The 18,821-nt window shown below is 44.4% G+C and carries 19 protein-coding genes, 2 tRNA genes and 1 other RNA gene; 11 read left to right on the forward strand and 11 right to left on the reverse strand.

Features of this window, described 5'->3' with window-relative positions; translation table 11 throughout:
* The first annotated feature begins 8 nt into the window (after window positions 1-8).
* Window positions 9-3,239 carry a carbamoyl-phosphate synthase large subunit gene (carB, locus tag ACEWB7_RS01040; protein WP_034170174.1) on the forward strand — a complete coding sequence of 1,077 codons (3,231 nt, stop codon included), beginning with the start codon at window positions 9-11 and terminating at the stop codon, window positions 3,237-3,239.
* Between the two features lie 85 nt (window positions 3,240-3,324).
* A complete protein-coding gene (gene greA / locus ACEWB7_RS01045; RefSeq protein WP_005236827.1) occupies window positions 3,325-3,801 on the forward strand; it encodes a transcription elongation factor GreA in 477 nt (158 codons plus the stop codon).
* A gap of 78 nt (window positions 3,802-3,879) precedes the next feature.
* Here greA and ACEWB7_RS01050 read toward each other — a convergent pair whose 3' ends face one another.
* Complete coding sequence (locus ACEWB7_RS01050; protein ID WP_262738624.1) at window positions 3,880-4,461, reverse strand: TetR/AcrR family transcriptional regulator; 582 nt, start codon at window positions 4,459-4,461, stop codon at window positions 3,880-3,882.
* Between the two features lie 138 nt (window positions 4,462-4,599).
* Here ACEWB7_RS01050 and ACEWB7_RS01055 point away from each other — a divergent pair, with 138 nt between their 5' ends.
* Both ACEWB7_RS01055 and ACEWB7_RS01060 read left to right on the forward strand, forming a co-directional pair.
* Window positions 4,600-5,004 carry a RidA family protein gene (locus tag ACEWB7_RS01055; protein WP_034701376.1) on the forward strand — a complete coding sequence of 135 codons (405 nt, stop codon included), beginning with the start codon at window positions 4,600-4,602 and terminating at the stop codon, window positions 5,002-5,004.
* A gap of 106 nt (window positions 5,005-5,110) precedes the next feature.
* The gene (locus ACEWB7_RS01060; protein ID WP_034170171.1) at window positions 5,111-5,734 is read left to right on the forward strand and encodes a CatB-related O-acetyltransferase; all 624 of its coding nucleotides are present in this window, start codon (window positions 5,111-5,113) and stop codon (window positions 5,732-5,734) included.
* A 9-nt stretch (window positions 5,735-5,743) separates the two neighbouring features.
* On the opposite strand, the gene ACEWB7_RS01065 is transcribed toward ACEWB7_RS01060, so the two are convergent.
* The 6 genes from ACEWB7_RS01065 to coaD all read right to left on the reverse strand — a co-directional run bounded on the left by ACEWB7_RS01065 (window position 5,744) and on the right by coaD (window position 7,887).
* Window positions 5,744-6,238, reverse strand: coding sequence for a hypothetical protein (locus ACEWB7_RS01065; protein WP_227504404.1), 495 nt, complete (start codon window positions 6,236-6,238; stop codon window positions 5,744-5,746).
* Window positions 6,239-6,291: 53 nt separating this feature from the next.
* Window positions 6,292-6,477: a hypothetical protein gene (locus tag ACEWB7_RS01070; protein ID WP_227504403.1), complete on the reverse strand. Its 186-nt coding sequence runs from the start codon at window positions 6,475-6,477 to the stop codon at window positions 6,292-6,294.
* A 100-nt stretch (window positions 6,478-6,577) separates the two neighbouring features.
* Window positions 6,578-6,654, reverse strand: a tRNA-Met gene (locus ACEWB7_RS01075).
* A 72-nt stretch (window positions 6,655-6,726) separates the two neighbouring features.
* An RNA gene (gene rnpB, locus ACEWB7_RS01080) (RNase P RNA component class A) lies at window positions 6,727-7,104 on the reverse strand.
* A 26-nt stretch (window positions 7,105-7,130) separates the two neighbouring features.
* Window positions 7,131-7,394, reverse strand: a complete 264-nt coding sequence (locus ACEWB7_RS01085; RefSeq protein ID WP_034170170.1) for a YfhL family 4Fe-4S dicluster ferredoxin — start codon at window positions 7,392-7,394, stop codon at window positions 7,131-7,133.
* Window position 7,395: 1 nt separating this feature from the next.
* Window positions 7,396-7,887 (reverse strand): pantetheine-phosphate adenylyltransferase, encoded by a 492-nt coding sequence (gene coaD, locus ACEWB7_RS01090; RefSeq protein ID WP_004784820.1) that lies wholly within the window; start codon window positions 7,885-7,887, stop codon window positions 7,396-7,398.
* Between the two features lie 138 nt (window positions 7,888-8,025).
* Here coaD and smpB point away from each other — a divergent pair, with 138 nt between their 5' ends.
* Window positions 8,026-8,502 carry an SsrA-binding protein SmpB gene (smpB, locus tag ACEWB7_RS01095; protein ID WP_004784822.1) on the forward strand — a complete coding sequence of 159 codons (477 nt, stop codon included), beginning with the start codon at window positions 8,026-8,028 and terminating at the stop codon, window positions 8,500-8,502.
* Window positions 8,503-8,552: 50 nt separating this feature from the next.
* On the opposite strand, the gene ACEWB7_RS01100 is transcribed toward smpB, so the two are convergent.
* The 3 genes from ACEWB7_RS01100 to rluD are packed head-to-tail and all read right to left on the reverse strand — an operon-like array spanning window position 8,553 to window position 10,984.
* Window positions 8,553-9,113 (reverse strand): flavodoxin family protein, encoded by a 561-nt coding sequence (locus ACEWB7_RS01100; protein ID WP_034170169.1) that lies wholly within the window; start codon window positions 9,111-9,113, stop codon window positions 8,553-8,555.
* A gap of 40 nt (window positions 9,114-9,153) precedes the next feature.
* Complete coding sequence (gene pgeF, locus ACEWB7_RS01105) at window positions 9,154-9,894, reverse strand: peptidoglycan editing factor PgeF (protein ID WP_034170168.1); 741 nt, start codon at window positions 9,892-9,894, stop codon at window positions 9,154-9,156.
* Window positions 9,895-9,931: 37 nt separating this feature from the next.
* The gene (gene rluD / locus ACEWB7_RS01110) at window positions 9,932-10,984 is read right to left on the reverse strand and encodes a 23S rRNA pseudouridine(1911/1915/1917) synthase RluD (RefSeq protein ID WP_004784827.1); all 1,053 of its coding nucleotides are present in this window, start codon (window positions 10,982-10,984) and stop codon (window positions 9,932-9,934) included.
* A 71-nt stretch (window positions 10,985-11,055) separates the two neighbouring features.
* Here rluD and ACEWB7_RS01115 point away from each other — a divergent pair, with 71 nt between their 5' ends.
* On the forward strand, window positions 11,056-12,048 hold the full coding sequence (locus ACEWB7_RS01115; protein WP_034170167.1) for an outer membrane protein assembly factor BamD: 993 nt from the start codon (window positions 11,056-11,058) through the stop codon (window positions 12,046-12,048).
* Between the two features lie 196 nt (window positions 12,049-12,244).
* On the forward strand, window positions 12,245-14,149 hold the full coding sequence (locus ACEWB7_RS01120) for a DNA primase (protein WP_034701656.1): 1,905 nt from the start codon (window positions 12,245-12,247) through the stop codon (window positions 14,147-14,149).
* 70 nt (window positions 14,150-14,219) lie between these two features.
* Here ACEWB7_RS01120 and hemA read toward each other — a convergent pair whose 3' ends face one another.
* The gene (gene hemA / locus ACEWB7_RS01125) at window positions 14,220-15,503 is read right to left on the reverse strand and encodes a glutamyl-tRNA reductase (RefSeq protein ID WP_034701660.1); all 1,284 of its coding nucleotides are present in this window, start codon (window positions 15,501-15,503) and stop codon (window positions 14,220-14,222) included.
* 78 nt (window positions 15,504-15,581) lie between these two features.
* On the opposite strand from hemA, the gene ACEWB7_RS01130 reads away from it, so the two are divergent.
* The 4 genes from ACEWB7_RS01130 to ACEWB7_RS01145 all read left to right on the forward strand — a co-directional run bounded on the left by ACEWB7_RS01130 (window position 15,582) and on the right by ACEWB7_RS01145 (window position 18,805).
* Window positions 15,582-17,285, forward strand: coding sequence for a tetratricopeptide repeat protein (locus ACEWB7_RS01130; RefSeq protein ID WP_034170204.1), 1,704 nt, complete (start codon window positions 15,582-15,584; stop codon window positions 17,283-17,285).
* A 16-nt stretch (window positions 17,286-17,301) separates the two neighbouring features.
* A complete protein-coding gene (gene lolB / locus ACEWB7_RS01135) occupies window positions 17,302-17,880 on the forward strand; it encodes a lipoprotein insertase outer membrane protein LolB (protein ID WP_034170164.1) in 579 nt (192 codons plus the stop codon).
* A gap of 21 nt (window positions 17,881-17,901) precedes the next feature.
* Complete coding sequence (gene ispE / locus ACEWB7_RS01140) at window positions 17,902-18,732, forward strand: 4-(cytidine 5'-diphospho)-2-C-methyl-D-erythritol kinase (protein WP_034170163.1); 831 nt, start codon at window positions 17,902-17,904, stop codon at window positions 18,730-18,732.
* Window positions 18,731-18,805: transfer RNA gene (locus ACEWB7_RS01145), tRNA-Gln, on the forward strand. Before ispE ends, ACEWB7_RS01145 begins: the two co-directional genes overlap by 2 nt.
* The last annotated feature ends 16 nt before the right edge of the window (window positions 18,806-18,821 follow it).

Here is an 18,821-nt window from a genome sequence, read left to right on the forward strand (position 1 = left end):
GAAGCATCATGGCTAAACGTACTGACATTAAAAGCATCTTGATCATTGGTGCTGGTCCGATCGTCATCGGTCAAGCATGTGAGTTTGACTACTCAGGTGCTCAAGCATGTAAAGCGCTTCGTGAAGAAGGCTACCGCGTTATTCTGGTGAACTCTAACCCAGCCACCATTATGACCGACCCTGCAATGGCAGATGCGACGTATATCGAACCGATTACCTGGCAGACTGTTGCAGCAATCATTGAAAAAGAACGTCCAGATGCTGTCCTTCCAACGATGGGTGGCCAGACTGCACTGAACTGTGCCCTTGCACTGGATGCCAACGGTATTCTTGAAAAATACAACGTTGAGCTGATCGGCGCGACCAAAGAAGCGATCGAAAAAGCAGAAGACCGTAAACTGTTTGACGAAGCAATGCGTAAAATTGGTCTCGAGTGTCCAAAAGCGGCTATTGCTGAATCTATGGAAGAAGCACTTGAGATTCAAGCGCGCTTCGGCTTCCCTGTGATTATCCGTCCATCATTCACTATGGGTGGTTCAGGCGGTGGTATTGCTTACAACCGTGAAGAATTCCTGGAAATCTGTGAACGCGGTTTCGACCTCTCTCCTACTCACCAGTTATTGATCGATGAATCATTGATTGGCTGGAAAGAATACGAAATGGAAGTTGTTCGTGACAAAAACGACAACTGTATCATTGTATGTACCATTGAAAACTTCGACCCAATGGGCGTGCACACAGGTGACTCGATCACTGTTGCGCCTGCGCAAACGCTTACAGATAAAGAATTCCAGTTACTACGTAACGCTTCTCTAGCTGTACTTCGTGAAATTGGTGTAGAAACAGGTGGTTCTAACGTTCAGTTCGGTATTAACCCGAAAGACGGCCGTATGGTTGTGATCGAGATGAACCCGCGTGTTTCTCGTTCATCTGCTCTTGCATCTAAAGCAACAGGTTTCCCGATTGCGAAAATCGCAGCGAAACTGGCTGTGGGTTATACGCTTGATGAGTTGAAAAACGACATCACTGGCGGTACAACACCTGCATCATTCGAACCTGCAATCGACTACGTTGTAACCAAAATTCCTCGTTTCAACTTTGAAAAATTCCCACAAGCTGATGCAACTTTGACAACACAGATGAAATCTGTGGGTGAAGTGATGGCCATTGGTCGTAACTTCCAGGAGTCTATGCAAAAAGCGCTTCGTGGTCTTGAAGTGGGCGCTTCTGGTTTTGACGAAAAAATTGAAGTGGGTGCTGAAGGCGCGCGCGACAAAATCTTGCAAGAGCTTAAAGTGCCAGGTCCTGAGCGTATTTGGTACGTGGGCGACGCATTCCGTCACGGCTTTACTTTAGACGAAGTATTCGCTGCAACGAACATTGACCGCTGGTTCTTGATTCAAATCGAAGACATCATCAAAACTGAAAACCAGATCAAAACTTTAGGTTTTGGCGACTTGAACGCAGACAACATCCGTGCATTCAAACGTAAAGGCTTATCAGATCTTCGCATTGCGGACTTGATGGGCATTTCACAAAAACAATTCCGTAAACACCGTTGGAACCTGGGCGTCACTCCAGTCTACAAACGTGTGGATACATGTGCTGCAGAATTCGAATCTGATACTGCTTATATGTACTCAACTTATGATGAAGAGTGTGAATCTAATCCGTCTAACCGCGACAAGATCATGGTGATTGGTGGCGGCCCTAACCGTATCGGTCAAGGGATCGAATTCGATTACTGCTGTGTACACGCTGCCCTTGCAATGCGTGAAGACGGCTATGAAACCATCATGGTGAACTGTAACCCTGAAACTGTTTCTACGGATTACGACACATCTGACCGTTTGTACTTCGAACCAATTACACTTGAAGACGTTCTTGAAATCGTACGTATCGAGAAGCCAAAAGGCATTATCGTACAGTACGGTGGTCAAACACCTTTGAAACTGGCTCGTGCTTTAGAAGAAGCGGGTGCGCCAATCATTGGTACATCTCCTGATGCGATTGACCGCGCAGAAGACCGTGAACGTTTCCAGCAAATGATTCAACGTCTGCAACTTCGTCAACCAAATAACAGCATCGTAAAATCTGCTGAAGAAGGTATGGCTGAAGCATCTAAAGTAGGCTATCCACTTGTTGTACGTCCTTCTTACGTCCTTGGTGGTCGTGCGATGGAAATCGTGTACAACGACGAAGAACTCAAACGTTACTTACGTGATGCGGTTCAAGCATCAAACGAAGCACCTGTTCTGCTTGACCGCTTCCTGGATGATGCAATTGAAGTTGACGTAGACTGCGTATCTGACGGTAAAGACGTAGTAATTGGCGGCATCATGCAGCACATTGAACAAGCAGGTATTCACTCAGGTGACTCAGCATGTTCGATTCCTCCTTATTCTTTGTCTAAAGAGATTCAGGACGAAATGCGTCGTCAGACAATTGCAATGGCAAAAGAACTTGGCGTAATCGGTTTGATGAACGTTCAGTTTGCAGTTAAAGGCAAAGACGTTTACATCCTGGAAGTGAACCCACGTGCATCACGTACTGTGCCGTTCGTTTCTAAGTGTATCGGCGAATCTTTAGCGAAAGTGGCTGCACGTTGTATGGCGGGTCAATCTCTAGAATCTCAAGGATTCACTTCAGAGATTATCCCTGAACACTTCTCTGTAAAAGAAGCAGTGTTCCCATTCAACAAATTCCCTGGTGTTGATCCGATCCTTGGCCCTGAGATGAAATCGACTGGCGAAGTGATGGGAGTTGGTAAAACATTCGGTGAAGCATTTTATAAAGCTGTTCTAGGTGCGAACGAACGTCTACCTGGTCTTCCGACAGAAGGTGAAGTGAAACACGCATTTATTTCTGTACGTGACTCAGATAAACCTCGTGCAGCAGGCATTGCGAAACAATTGATTGACCTAGGCTTCAAGATTCTTGCAACTGATGGTACATTTAAAGTGATTAGCGAAGCTGGTCTTGAATGTGAACGCGTAAACAAAGTAACTGAAGGTCGTCCAAACATTGTGGACCGTATTAAAAACGGCGAAATCCACCTTGTAATCAATACGACTGAAGGTAAAAAAGCGCAGGAAGATTCATTCTCGATCCGTCGTTCAGCGCTACAAGGTAAAGTGTATAACACAACTACCTTGAATGGTGCTGATGCTGTATGCCAAGCTTTAGCAATTAAATTGCCAATGGATGTATATCGTTTGCAAGATTTAACAGTAGGTTAATTCGTTACTGAGAAGTCCCGTCACCTTCTCGGTGGCGGGCTTTTTTTCATTTATAGACTTTCATTTTTATTACTGAGGGACAACTATGCAACGTTATCCTATGACTCCCGAAGGCAAACTTGCCTTAGAGAAAGAATTACACCAACTGAAAACTGTGGATCGTCCACGTATTACTGCAGCGATTGCAGAGGCACGTGAGCATGGGGATTTAAAAGAAAACGCGGAATATCATGCTGCGCGTGAGCAGCAAGGTTTCTGTGAAGGCCGTATTCAGGACATCGAAGGTAAACTGGGCGCTTGCCAGGTGATTGATGTTAAAGAACTGGAGCAAAATGGTCGTGTAGTTTTTGGTGTCACTGTGACTATTGAGAATCTGGACACTGAAGAGCGCAAAACTTACAAAATCGTGGGCGATGACGAAGCAGACTTTAAGATTAACAAGATCTCTGTGAACTCTCCGATTGCGCGTGGCCTGCTGGGTAAAAACGAAGGCGACGATGTGAAAATCGTAACTCCACAAGGTGAAGTTGAATACGAAATCGTAAGCGTTGAATATATCTAATTTTTAAATAGATATTTTAGGCTGTAAGACCCCTCAGATGAGGGGTTTTTTTATTGAGTCTAGAAATTTCTATCGGCTTTATTTTAAGAAGCCAGACGCCAAGGCTTCAAATGCCTGTAAAGCCTGAGATAAGACCTGTGCAGGATCCTCACTTGAAGCGACCCATAGTGCTGCATTCATTGCTGCACCATTTAGCAAGACTGCCGCAGCAAGTGCATCAACTGGTTTCAATTTATCTTCAGCCAGTAACTGTTCTACACATTCACGTGTCGACTGCAGGCATTTACTTTGACTTGGCCAATGTGCGGGATCCCCTAATACTGCCGGACCATCACGTAGCACAATCTGTTGAAACTCAGCATTCAAAGCATTTTCAATATAAGTACGCCCTTCAAGCATCAATCCTTCCCATAGATCATTAGGCTGCTCCAGATGTTGCCCGGCATATTCAGCCATTTCTGAATCAATCTGATCGACCACGGCGGCAAACAAGCCTTTTTTATCTCCAAAATGATGGTATAGCGCACCCCGGGTCAGCCCTGCTTCTGCCGTGAGCTTATCCATTGAAGTATCCGCATAACCGTATTCAGCAAATGCACATCGTGCGACTTCTATGAGTTTTTTGCGGGTTTCCGCCATTTTTTGTTCACGTACAGACATATGTTGTTTCCACCAGCATTGTGAAAAATTTTAATTGACATACGCCTCGTATGTCAATTATTTTAACATACGAGGCGTATGTGAAGATTTGAATTGCTTCCTAAAATACGTATAAATTAAAATTGAGCGAGGATTATCATGACTAGAACTGCAATATTTCCCCAAGATCGCCATGCCCTGTATGAACAGCATGGTTATTCTGCTGCCATCAAATCAGAAGATTTATTATTTGTATCCGGTCAGGTTGGTAGCCGTGAAGATGGTAGTCCTGAACCTAACTTTGAGAAACAGGTAAAACGAGCCTTTGAAAACTTGGCTGCTACATTGGCTGCAGCTGGCTGTACTTTCGATGATATTGTCGATGTCACAACTTTTCATACTGATCTGGAACGGCAGTTCGAAAGCATCATGAAAGTGAAAAGTCGGATATTTACAGAGAAGCCTTATCCTAACTGGACAGCAGTAGGTGTCACGTGGTTAGCAGGTTTTGATTTTGAAATTAAAGTGATTGCTCGTATTCCTACAGCATCCACACCAGTCTAATCATTTGCGTTATTCGCAGTCGCTTGAGCGTCTTTTAGATATTATTCAGCAAGTTTAAACGCCGATTAGGTATAATTTTTTATTCACTATTTTTTGTATCCCCCTTATGGCTGAAAAGTTAATTAATTCTCCTGTGAATCACTGGTGTGAATTTGAGTTCATATCAAAAACGGTGAAGAATCCAAATATTCATATTAAGGGCAATTACAGTTATTACTCAGCCTATTGGGATCAAGGTTTTGAGCGTTGTGTGGTGCGTTATCTGCATGACAAGCCAGCCACACCAGAGAAACCGATTGACCAGCTTTATATCGGTAATTTTGTCTGCTTTGGTGCAGAATGCGTGATTATGATGGGTGGCAACCAGTTACACCGTACCGACTGGATTTCTGCGTTTCCATTCGATACACGCAGTTTTGTGCCTGCGGGTGATACTGTTATTGGTGATGGTTGCTGGATTGGCTCTCGTGCCATGATCATGCAAGGTGTAACGCTTGGCGAAGGTGCTGTGGTGGCAACAGGTGCTGTAGTAACGAAAGATGTGCCACCTTATGCTGTTGTCGGTGGCGTACCTGCGAAAATTATTAAATATCGTTTCCCTGAAGAAGATATAGAAAAACTGCTTTCACTTAAGCTCTATGACTTAGATGAAAAGCAGTTTTTAAAGATGCGTGAACAATTGCAGACGAATGATGTTGAATTATTGATAAAATTCATAAATAAAGTTTAAGAAAATAATTTACTCAACAATACAAACCTCTGTTAATATCTTTGAGTCTACATCCTTACGGAAAGTAATTTTAAATTTTTCACTAAACTTTCTTGAATATATATTTTCATAGGTTAGAAGTATATTTCTAACACATACAGCACCTTGATCAAATAATTCCTCCTCAGTCTCACTCAATTCATCAGTAATGTGCATATATTTTTTTTCAAAGTAAGATTTGATTATTGATGAATAATTAATATTGTTTTCTAAATCAGGAAATAATGTTAAATTTTTAGCTGGATTATCTGTAACATTATTAACTCTAAAGTCTAAGTAGTATTTATGTGATTGTTCTTGCACAGTAAAAGTTATTGTAAGAATTGGATTTATTGACTGATGTTTATCCTCAATTTCAAGACGTTGATATTCTGCTAATAATTTTTGCTGTTCAACTGTTTTTTGCATTTCTTCTATCTGTAAGTTTAGTGCAACACTAGTTTTCTGTAATTCAATCGCTTGCATCTTCAAAGCTTCAGAATTTTGCTTTAAGCCCTCGCCTTGCTGATAAAACCCCCTTACCAACCAAAAAATGCAAGTGGCGCAAAAGCACCTGCTATAAAATTTCCAAACTCATTTAGATCTTTAGGCAGCAAACCATTATGAATTTTAAAATAGATAAAGATTAACCAACCAAAAGTTATTGCCCATGACAAACAACTTCCAATATTTTCTTTAATCCACTTAATAAAATTTTGATTCATTATTTTTAAAATTCAGTTACTTATTTTCCACTCATCTTATCATTTTAATTTTTAAAGGCATAAAAAAACCCACTCAATCGGAGTGGGTTTTTTCAGAATATGGTGGCTATGACGAGACTTGAACTTGTGACCCCCGCATTATGAGTGCGGTGCTCTAACCAACTGAGCTACATAGCCTTAAACTGTGCGCGCATTATGGGTTTTTCTGTTTAGAACGTCAAGCCCATATTGTGCTGATTGATCAAAATTTGGTGAAGTGAGCCGATAAGCCGGGTTCTGTCGAGAACGATCATTCCTCTAGGCGTACAATCACTCATACGCTCAAGCGACCTACCCGGATCCAGCATGGGCCATGCCTAAAGGATCCCTATTTGGTCTTGCTTCCGGTGGGGTTTACCATGCCATGAACTGTTACCAGTCATGCGGTGCGCTCTTACCGCACCCTTTCACCCTTACCTCCGATTCCGATTGCTCGAAACCATAATGAAGGCGGTCTACTCTCTGCTGCACTTTCCGTCGGCTCACGCCGCCCAGGCGTTACCTGGCACCTTGCCCTATGAAGCCCGGACTTTCCTCCCCTGCTTCAATCACGGAGATCTCCACAGCAGCGATCGTCTAGCTCACTTCGAGCCGCATAGTACCAAATCTGGCAACTAATTGCTTGATGTTTTTTGAGCAGTCAGTTTTTCATACTTGGCTTGCAGCTGTTCCTGCGTTTCGACATGATTCGGATCAAGCGGAATACAGTCCACGGGGCAGAATAACTGGCACTGTGGTTTATCATGATGCCCAACGCACTCTGTACATAAGTCCGGGTTAATTTCATAGATGACTTCGCCCATGAAAATTGCCTCATTCGGGCATACAGGTTCACAGACATCACAATTGATACATTCATCGGTGATATATAAAGACACTCTACCAACCTTGTTGAAGTTTACGCTCGAAGGCTTCAACCACGTTTGGCGGAACAAACTTGGTCACATCACCTCTTAAACGAGCAATTTCACGCACCAATGTGGATGAAATAAAAGAATATTGCTCTGAAGGGGTTAAAAATACCGCTTCAAAATGAGAATCCAGTTGACGGTTCATGTTGGCCAGCTGGAATTCATACTCAAAATCGGACACTGCACGTAAACCACGCAACACCGCTGTCGCATTCTGCTCGCGGAAGAAGTTCACCAGCAGGCCATCAAATCCTACAAATTCAACATTGTTCAAATGGCTTAATGACGTTTGGGCCAGTTCAACTCGTTCTTCAAGACTAAATACCGGGTTTTTGTGATGTCCGATTGCAATCGCAACTACAACTTCATCAAACATCTTTGCTGCGCGGGTCACCAAATCAATGTGGCCATTGGTGATCGGATCAAAAGTTCCCGGATAAATTACACGAGTTTTAGTCATCCATTTGTACTCTGTTTATTGTGTAAGCTTCCATTTTAACAAAATCTTCATTTTTTAGTGAAGAAACTCCATCAATTTAAACACTTCAACTCAATAAAAGTTACGGTACAATAGCTGTAACTTTGGAAGTATCTGATTATGGCGAAAGCAACTGTAGTTAAAAAAAATAACGGCGGAACGATTGCTCTGAACAAACGTGCCCGTCACGATTATTTTATTGAAGAAAAATTTGAAGCTGGACTTTCCTTGCAAGGCTGGGAAGTAAAATCCCTGCGTGCCGGTCGTATGAGTATTGTGGAGAGCTATATCACCTTTAAAAATGGTGAAGCCTTCCTGTTCGGCGCACAGATTCAGCCTTTACTGAGTGCATCTACCCATGTTGTCCCTGAAGCGACACGTACCCGTAAACTGCTGCTGAAACGCCGTGAAATTGAAAAACTCATGGGTGCAATCAACCAGAAAGGTTATTCCTGTGTACCACTGGCCTGTTACTGGAAAGGCCCGCATGCCAAGCTGGAAATTGCGTTGGTAAAAGGTAAACAGTTACACGACAAGCGTGCATCTGAAAAAGACCGTGACTGGCAACGTGATAAAGCGCGTATTTTCCATAAATAATGCCAGCAATAAAAAACCTCCAATGAATGGAGGTTTTTTTACGGATCGAATTAGGCTTTTAGATTCAGACGGGCCAGTGTCAAGGCAATATATTCACCAAACCAGATCGCGGTTTGCAAATCCCCTTCCGGTGGTGTCACTTCAACAGGTGCATTGTCAGACTGGGTCATAAGGCCTAGAAAGCTCGACATACGATTCAGATCGGTAGTGGAACGACCTGTCGGCATTAATGGTAGACCTGACCACAACATGCCATGTTGCATCGCAAACAGATTAATCTGCTGCAAGACAGCCAGCTTGTCCCCACTTAAGCCACCACCATTGGTGAAGGCTGCTGCCAGCTTGCTTTGCCAGCTACGTGCCAGCCAGCGCTTGGAAGACTGCTCCATAAACAACTTCATGGCAGAAGTTAGACTACCCATATAGGTTGGACAGCCAAATACAATCGCATCGGCAGCGTCCAGCACCTCCCAATCCACCTGTTCCACATTCATCATATGCACCTGGACACCAGTTTTTTGTGCGCCTTCGGCAATGAAGTTTGCCACTTTAGCCGTGTGTCCATAAGGACTGTGATAAACAATCGCAACAGATTGGGAAGATAGGGACATAACAATCAAAAACCAAGAATTTCAATCAAGTTTAACATTTTCATGCCATAAACACGAATGTTGCCATGCGTCCGGTTTTGGCTTCACGGCGATAAGAAAAGTATTCATCCGCCTGACGATATGAACACTGATCGCCACCTAAAACAGTCTCAACGCCCTGCTGCTGCAAGATGTAACGCGCTATCGCATACAGATCCGCATAGTATTTTCCGGCCTGTTCCCCTGCCTGAAATGCACTGTCCAGTTCAGGATATTTGGAACAGAAAGCTTCTCTTACTTCTGCGCCAATTTCAAAACAAGGCTGGCTGATGGCCGCACCGAGCCATGCCCAGGTAGGCTTGGTTTGCATCGCAGCAATGGTATTTTCAACGATACCGCCTGCTAGCCCACGCCAACCCGCATGCAGATTGGCCACTTCAGTGCCTTCAGCATTACCCAGCACAACTGGCAAGCAGTCTGCCGTCATCATCATCAGGGCGTGGGCCTTGCGCTGTGTGACCAGACCATCCCCGATCAGCGCATCGAAAGGCATCTGTTCATTGATGGTATGACAAATGGTGCTATGCGTCTGTGTCATCCAGGTAATTTTGTCCACACCAAAAGGCTGGAAGTCTTTCAACAGCTGGATGCGGTGCTTCTGCACTCGCACCGGATCGTCCTTGACATGCAAAGCCACGTTAAAGCCCGCCAGCTCTGGCTGGGCTGATGGCTGTACCTGTTCATGATGAACACGGGTCTGACCCACATAAACGCCTTGAGGCAAACCTTGTACAAATTGCATGTCGCTTCCCTTTTAATGACTGCTAATAGAATGAAAATTAATAGGCCTTATTTTCGCTACGCAGCACTTCAACCAGATTGGCGAAGTCTTCTGGCCACGGCGCATTGAAAGTCATTTCTTCTTTGGTGCGTGGATGCTTCAGGCCTAGAGTCGCTGCATGCAATGCTTGACGTTTAAAACCACGCAAGGTGTCATCCAGCAATTGCGAAGCACCGGCTGGCATACGTACACGTGGCATATAGACCTGATCACCCACCAGACCATAGCCCAGGTAACTAAAATGCACACGAATCTGGTGCGTACGACCGGTTTCCAGACGTGCCTGAATACGGGTGAAATGTTGGAAGCGTTCTTTCACATTGTAGTGTGTCACCGCTTCCTTACCGCCTGGCAGGACTGCCATTTTCACACGATCGACCGGATGGCGTTTGATTGGTTCATCAATGGTACCGCCGGCAATGATGTTGCCGTAGACGATCAGGTCATACACACGGTAAACGGTCTTTTTCTCAAGCTGCTTACTAAGCGCAAACTGCGCTTCCAGATTTTTTGCAACCACCAATAGACCACTGGTGTCTTTATCGATCCGGTGCACTAAACCTGCACGCGCCAGTTCAGAAGATTTCGGATAATGATGCAGCAAAGCATTAACCAGTGTACCAGTCATATTACCTGCACCCGGATGCACCACCATGCCCACTGGTTTGTTAATGACAATAATGTCATCATCTTCATAGACGATATCCAGTGGAATATCTTCAGGCAGACTACGGGTTTGTGCCTCCAGTTCAACGTTTAAAGTCAGGGTTTCAAAACCGTCACTTTTAAATTTTGGCTTAACTGGTTGACCATTCACTAATAAATTGCCGTCTTTGATCCATTGCTTGAGCTTTTCTCGAGAAAAATCGCTCCAGACCATGGCCGCAATCTGGTCGATACGTTGCCCGATATAACTTTCATCCAATTGAAATTGCAACGATAAACGTGTTGCAGTTGCGTCTGAAGTATGGTTATCTGCATCCTCAGAATCTTCAAGTAAATTGAAATCAGTATCAGGGATATTAGAATTGGAAGATTGTGCTTGACTCATTTGCTCATTCAGACAAAAGTGGTTTAATAGTGCAATTGTAGCTCATTGCCCGTATTAACAGAGGAATTTTTATGTCGCTACCACATTATAAAATGACAATGCTTGCTGTGACGTTAGGCATTGCATCGGCAATGGTAGGCTGTAGCAGTAATCCAAAAAAAGAAGTCGTGGACAAAGGTCCAGAATCTAGCGAACAGGTTTATATCCAAAAAGCACAGAACGCGCTAGATCGCAAACAATATACTGATGCAGCAAAACAGCTCGAAGCACTGGAAACCTATTATCCAACCAGCCAGTATGCACCGCAGGCGCAACTGGAACTGCTATATGTCAAATTCCAGCAAAAAGATTATGAAGGTGCAGTTGCACTGGCAGAACGCTTTATCCGTCTGAATCCACAACATCCAAATGTCGACTATGCCTACTATGTTCGTGGTGTAGCGAATATGGAGCAGAACTATAATGGCCTGCTGCGTTATACCTCACTAAAACAGTCACACCGTGATGTCAGCTACCTGAAAGTGGCTTACCAGAATTTTGTCGATTTCATTCGCCGCTATCCATCAAGTACCTATGCTGTAGACGCTGCACAGCGCATGAAGTTTATCGGTCAGGAACTGGCAGAAAGCGAAATGAATGCAGCCCGTTTCAATATTAAGCGTAAAGCATATCTGGCTGCTGTTGAACGTGGCTTATGGGTGATTGAACACTATCCACAAACGCCACAGATTCCAGAAGCGCTGGCAACCGTTGCTTACGGCTATGACAAGCTAGGTGACAAAGCCACAGCACAGCAATATATCGAAGTACTGAAACTAAACTATCCAGGTCTGGTGAATGCTGATGGTACTGTGAACCTGCGTGCAGCACGTAGTGAAGGCAGCTTCTTCAACCGTGCAACTTTGGGTATTTTCGGTAAAGAAGCCAAAACCGTGACCGATACGTCTAGCCAGTCGTCTGAAGCCCAGGCAGAAAAACGCAGTCTGACCAATCGTATGACGTTTGGCCTACTCGATCGTCCTAAAACTAATGAAACTGAGCTACCTGAACCGACTGCTGAATAAGCCAACTGTTACAGGTGCATTTTTGCAAAGGGCAAGTTATCATACTTGCCCTTTTGCATTTTCTGAGCAATGCTTGAACAAATTGTGCAAACAGGTTATACCAATTAATTCATTTATAGTGTTGGATGAATCATCCTACTCTTAATTTTCAACGATTTAACACCTAAATAACGCAGCACGAGAAGCTTAGCAAACCATGGCCATTCCTCAGCATACGATTGATCAGATTCTCGATCGCACCGATATTGTCGATGTGATTGGTCAATACGTGAAACTAAAAAAAACTGGCCGTACCTATTCGGGTTGTTGCCCTTTCCATCAGGAAAAATCGCCTTCTTTTCACGTCTATCGTGACAAGCAGTATTTCCACTGCTTTGGCTGTCAGGCCAATGGTAATGCTATCCGCTTTTTAATGGATATTGGCAGCCGCAATTTCATTGAAGTGATGAAAGACCTGTCTAGCCAGACCGGAATTGAACTGCCTAAAGATAATAAAGATTCCAACCGCTTAAAATACAAACGCGAAGCCAAACCGAAACCGGTTGCAGCACCACCAGCAAAAACTGCGGATACATCTACAAATCCGACGCCTGAACAGTCTGCTTATTTTGATCCATTTGCTGAAATTCAGGCACCTGAAGCTGAATTTTATACAGATGACCCTTTTGCTGCTTTTGAGCAAATGCCTGCAGCAGATGCACAAGCAGATGGCAACTTATACGACCTGCTGGAGAATATCGCGCAGTTTTATGAGCGCCAATTACCCAATAGTCCAAGTGCCCAGCAGTATTTTAAACAGCGTGGTCTGACCGCAGAAACGATTGCCTACTGGCGACTCGGGTATGCACCGGAAGACTGGCAACATCTGGAAAAAGCCTTTCCGCAGGATATTGAAGGTCTCAAACTTTTAGGCCTGATTCGTACTAGCGATAGTGGCCGGGATTTTGACCTGCTCCGTGATCGGGTCATCTTCCCGATTCGTGATAGCAAAGGTCGCGTGGTTGGTTTTGGTGGTCGTGCACTGAATGACGAGATCAAACCGAAATACATCAACTCACCCGATTCAGAAGTTTTCCATAAAAACCAGTTATTGTATGGCCTGTATGAAGGTCGCAAGCAGAAAGCTCAAGACTGGCTGATGGTGGAAGGCTATATGGATGTCATTGCCTTGCAGCAATACGGCATTCATGGTGCAGTGGCCACCTTGGGAACAGCAAGTAATACTGATCACCTAAATATTCTATTCAAGCAGAATCACCGGATTACCATTGCTTTTGATGGTGATGCGGCTGGACAAAAAGCGGCACGCCGTACTTTAGAAATTGCTCTACCCTTACTGAACGATGGACGTGAGTTAAAATTCTTTATCCTGCCGAATGATCATGATCCAGACTCCCTAATCCGTCGTGAAGGCATTGAAAATTTCCGACGTCTGCTGGATCAGGCACCGTTGCTCTCTGACTTTGTCTTTGCCCATCTCACCCAAAATCACGATATTGCAACGCCTGAAGGTAAAAGTCAGGTGATGGGAGAACTACGTCAGCTAACCGAATTGTTACCCAAAGCTGGCTCATTTCGTTATCTGCTGCAACAGTTCTTTCGGGAAAAACTCGGTTTTAGCCGCAAATGGCAACCCAAAGTCAATAATGATGCATCTCTAAGCTTCAGTACTAAAATTGATGCCGAAGAATATGTCATTGCGATTCTGTTGAATCATCCATATCTGTATATCCATTTTGAACCATTACGCGCATTAGTCAGTGAAGATCAATTGCTATTCAAGATCCTGAATATATTTAATGTGATTTTCGATGAATTGCCGGATGATCCGGAACTGTCGACCTATTATGTACTCGGTGCCTGTGCTGCACATCATCATGAGTTACAGCATATCTTGCAACACGCCAATGTCAGCGATTACACCTCTTCTCCCGAGCAGGCAGACAAACTGGCGGCAGACTTCTCGATCAAGCTGCAATATCAGTGTCTACAACACAAATTAAAATCGAAAAAGTTTAGTAGTATTGCGGAGATGAAAAATCTCAAGATGCGGATTTATGAAATTGATAAAAAACGTTCCATGACCTTGCTCGAAGATTAAAAACCAAGAAATAAAAAAGGCGTTTATTTTAAACGCCTTTTAAATATCGGGAAGTTAACTCAAGATCATCTTAATGTTTAACCTTACGGCGATGCTGTACCACGTCCTGTAAACTGTTCTGTAGCATTTCAAAATAGCTTGGATCTTCAGCTTTGGCAGCTTCACGCAGCATGATTGAGGTGGGATGCAGAAGTTTTCGGGTCAAACGATGCGAAAATTCGGCCAATACTGTTTCAGCACTTTCACCTTTGGCAATACGTTGCATAGCAGTTGCCAGTTCTTCCTGACACAGGCTTTCCCCATAATCCCGATAAGCATGAATCGTACTACCCGCCTTACGCAGCTTCTGCTGGGTGATCAACTCGGTCGCCAGTTGATTAACCATGACTTCCGCTTCGACCGCTGCCTGACGACGCTGCGCCAGGTTTTCATCGATCACGCTTTGCAGATCGTCTACGCCGTAGAGATAAACTCCATCCAGCTTTTCAACTTTTGGATCAATATCACGTGGGACAGCCAGATCGACCAACAGCATTTGCTGGTAACGGCGCTTCTTTAAAGCGGCTTTAACATCCGGATAGTGAATGACTTGATGCAAACTACCAGTACAACTAGAAATCACATCTGCACGATGCAGGTTTGCTGCCAGCTGATCAAAATCAATAATTTCTACATCTGCACGATGCGCGATTTCCTGCGCCAGATTCTCTGCACGAGCACGAGTCCGGTTACAGATAATGATTTTTCCAACGCCCATTTCTGCCAGATGTTTGGCCACCAGAGTGTTCATTTCCCCGGCGGCTACCACCATCACAGTCAATTGCTCAGGTCGGCTAAATACTTGCAATGCTAATTGTGCGACTGCATAACCCATTGATACTGCATGACTGCCGACCGCTGTTTCCGAGCGCACACGCTTGGCCGCATAAAAGGCATATTCAAAGATACGATTCAGGTTTTGCGAAACGGTCTTGGATTCTTTGGCAAGGGAAAGTGCAGTCTTGACCTGTCCCAGAATCTGCGGTTCACCAAGCATCAGGGAGTCGAGACCACTGGCGACACGCATCAGATGAGTGACGGCTTGCGCATTCTCATAGCGATAAACGTGATTCTGCAATTGCTTGGGATCAATACTATTGGTCTGGGCGAGCCAGTTCAGCACCATGTCGACATTGTCCGACATAGCGTAAACTTCGGTCCGGTTACATGTAGACACCACCACCATATCATTCAGTACAGGGTGCTGGCTTTGCTCGGCAAGTAAAATGCTTAACTTTTCAGGGTTAAAAGCAATCTTTTCGCGCAGCTCTACAGAGGCAGTTTGATGGTTGACACCCAATGCAAAGAAAGACATATCAGGTCATCATTTCACTAAATTTATGCTATTGTGCAACATCGGTGTCATAAAAAGCATTACTTGGATAAAGAAAAATTGCGTCTAACAACTAGCCGTATAAACGGCCCTACCATTAAGCAATATTCTACCACATTCTTGCTGGTGGTTAGCATGGCTTCAACTGCTCATCTTTATGCAGCAGAAGCAGTTTACCATGCAAATCAAAATTATGATGCGATAAAACAAAGTATGATAGCCGAGTTCGCACTCGCCTATCGCGATATTCCAAACGCTTTACACAACTATACTGTGCTGGCCATTAAAAGCAATTCCACCGCGGTTAAACAGCGCGCACTCAATATCGCCCTCGAACATGAAGACCTGAATGCAGCGCTGGATATTTCTACCCACTGGGTCGTCCAAGAACCGCAAGATGTTCCGGCATTATTCTATCTGGCACATATTGCTTTAAAAGCGCATGAGTACGAACTGGCGGCAGAAACGCTAGAAAAGATCCTGAAAATTGATGATAACGCCGATCTGGAAGAAATTCTGGCCGGGATTGCCCCGGATGAGCCAGATGACCGTGAATATTTAATTCAGGCTCTAAGTACTAGCAAAGCCAAAGACAATCCTTCGATTCTGGTGCTGGTCGCCGGTCTGGAAGCACAAAAAGGTCAGCTAGAACAGGCTCTCAATACCATCAACCGCGCCTTAAAAAAACGTCCAAAGTCGACTGGCTATATCCTGATGAAAGCCAATCTGTTGGCGGCATTGGGTGATGATGCGGAAACTTTAAAATGGTACGAGAAAGCCAGTCGCAAACATCGCAACAACATGGATATTCGTCTGGCTGAGGTTAAATACCTGATCAAGCTGAATGAAGCTGAAAAGGCCTTACAAAAACTAGAAGCGATCCTGAAAAAATCACCACAACACGAAGAAGCGTTGTTTATTGCCGGCTTAACCAGTATTGACCTGCAGCAATATGAACGGGCCGAAAAATATCTGGTTGAGCTCCGTTATTCGGCTCAGTACCAGAATGAAGCCTATTACTATCTGGCGGTCAATGCAGAACGCAAACAACATTATGAAACTGCCAAGGCTTATTACCGCCTGGTGGATGGCAGCCTGTATACGGTCTCACGACGCAATATCATTGCTATCTTTGCCGAGCAGGATAAACTGCATGATGCGCTGCGCTTTCTGACTCAGGAACGGGTCAATTATCCGCAACATGCCAGTTTCCTGTATCTGGCTCAGGCGGATATTTTGAAACGCATGAATAATAAGAACGCAGCGATCCGGATTCTGGAAGAAGCCAGCAAAAACCTGCCGGATGATCCGGAACTGGTCTATGCTCAAGTCTTATTGTTAGATCCACATGAAGATCGTGATCAACTGGATCAGCTGTTAAAAACCCTGCTTAAAATCGAGCCGAATAGTCCAACCTATCTGAATGCTTATGCCTATACGCTGGCTCGTCAAAATCGTCGTCTGGATGAAGCACGGCGCTATGCTGAACAGGCACTGGAATACGCACCAGAACAGGCTTCTATTCTGGATACCTATGGCTACATCTGTTACCTGCAGAATGACTTTGCCACAGCTGCCCAGGTGCTGCTTAAAGCCTATGAACTAAATCCAAGTGCGAAAATTGGTGTCCGTTATGCACGTTCGCTTTATATGAAAGGCGATCTACAACAATTCCATCAAGTGTTACAACAATTACAACAAAACCATCCAAATGACCCAGAATTAAACCAACTTAATTCGCTATTGTTAGCACCACAATCCTGAACGAGTCCATTCTTTTATGCGCAACATAAGTACTTTAGGCTGCTGTTTCCTTACTTCTACTGCCCTACTCATGAGTGGCTGTCAGCAGATGGTTCAGCAAAAAGCTCCTGTCACGCCATCGGTACAGGCTAAAAACCAGTTCCAGCTGCAAGGTAAAATCGGGGTACGAACACCTCAGCAAAGCGGCAGTGCCTTTTTTACCTGGGTTCAGCAGCAGGAAGAGTTTGATATTGAACTGACTGGTATTTTAGGTGCCGGAAAAACCCAGATTTCAGGTACTCCTGGTCAGGTAACTTTGAATAGTGCCAAAACCGGCCTGATCAAGGCAGCAACAGCAGAAGAATTACTGCAACGTGCAACCGGCTGGCAAGCTCCGATTAGCCATTTAGTCGATTGGGTACAGGCACGTCCCGCGACACAATCTGCCCAGATCCAGAAAGACAGCTCACAGCGTATCAGCCAGATTATTGAACAAGGCTGGACGGTAGATCTCAGTTATAACCAGCAGGCAACTTTTCCAAACCGCTTGATTTTAAAGCAGTCGCTTGAGAATGGGGGTGAAAACCGTATTACAATGGTAATTCAAAACCGTTAACTGGTCTGATGCAAGCCTATGATGATTCGTGTTCCTTCACCTGCAAAACTGAATTTGTTTCTCCATATCACCGGTCGCCGTCCGAATGGTTATCACGAGCTGCAAAGTATCTTTCAGTTGATAGATTTGTGTGACTGGCTAGAGTTTGAGCAAACAGATGATCAGCAGATCCAGATTGAAGGTTTGTCCTCAGTCGATCTGGAACAGAATCTCATCTATCGTGCAGCGCAGATTTTGCAGCCTTATGCCAAAGCGCCTTCTGGTCTGATCATTCGACTGGAGAAAAATATTCCTATGGGTGCAGGTCTTGGTGGTGGCTCATCCAATGCCGCAACAACCCTGATTGTGCTGAATCAGTTATGGTATTGTGGCTTAAATTCCGAGCAACTGGCAGAGCTCGGTGTCAAACTGGGCGCGGATGTGCCCATTTTTGTTCATGGTCGCAATGCCTGGGCTGAAGGTATTGGTGAACACTTAACATTCATAGACTTAGATCAAAAACAGTTCATTGTGTTAAAACCTGACTGTTTTATCAGCACTCAACAGCTTTTTTCACAAAAAACGTTGACAAGAGACACGAAGCCCTCTAAATTTTGCGCCTATCAGATAAAGCCATCTGATTTCGGAAATAACTTTGAGCCAGTGGCACGAAGCCTATATCCAGAAGTCGATGAGGCGATGCAATATCTCGATCAATTCGGTGTTGCAAAGCTTACAGGTACAGGTGCTTGTGTTTTTATCGAAGTGACTGATGATATGAATGTGACCGACATTCTTGAGAATGCACCATGTAAATCTTATCTGGTGAACAGTCTGCAAGAATCGCCCTTACGTCATTTCAAGGTTCAATAGGGGTATCGCCAAGTGGTAAGGCACCGGGTTTTGATCCCGGCATCCGTTGGTTCGAATCCAGCTACCCCTGCCATTATTCACCTGTAGAT

The organism is Acinetobacter sp. NIOH-H-8 (assembly GCF_046635365.1).
In the GTDB taxonomy this organism is placed as follows: domain Bacteria; phylum Pseudomonadota; class Gammaproteobacteria; order Pseudomonadales; family Moraxellaceae; genus Acinetobacter.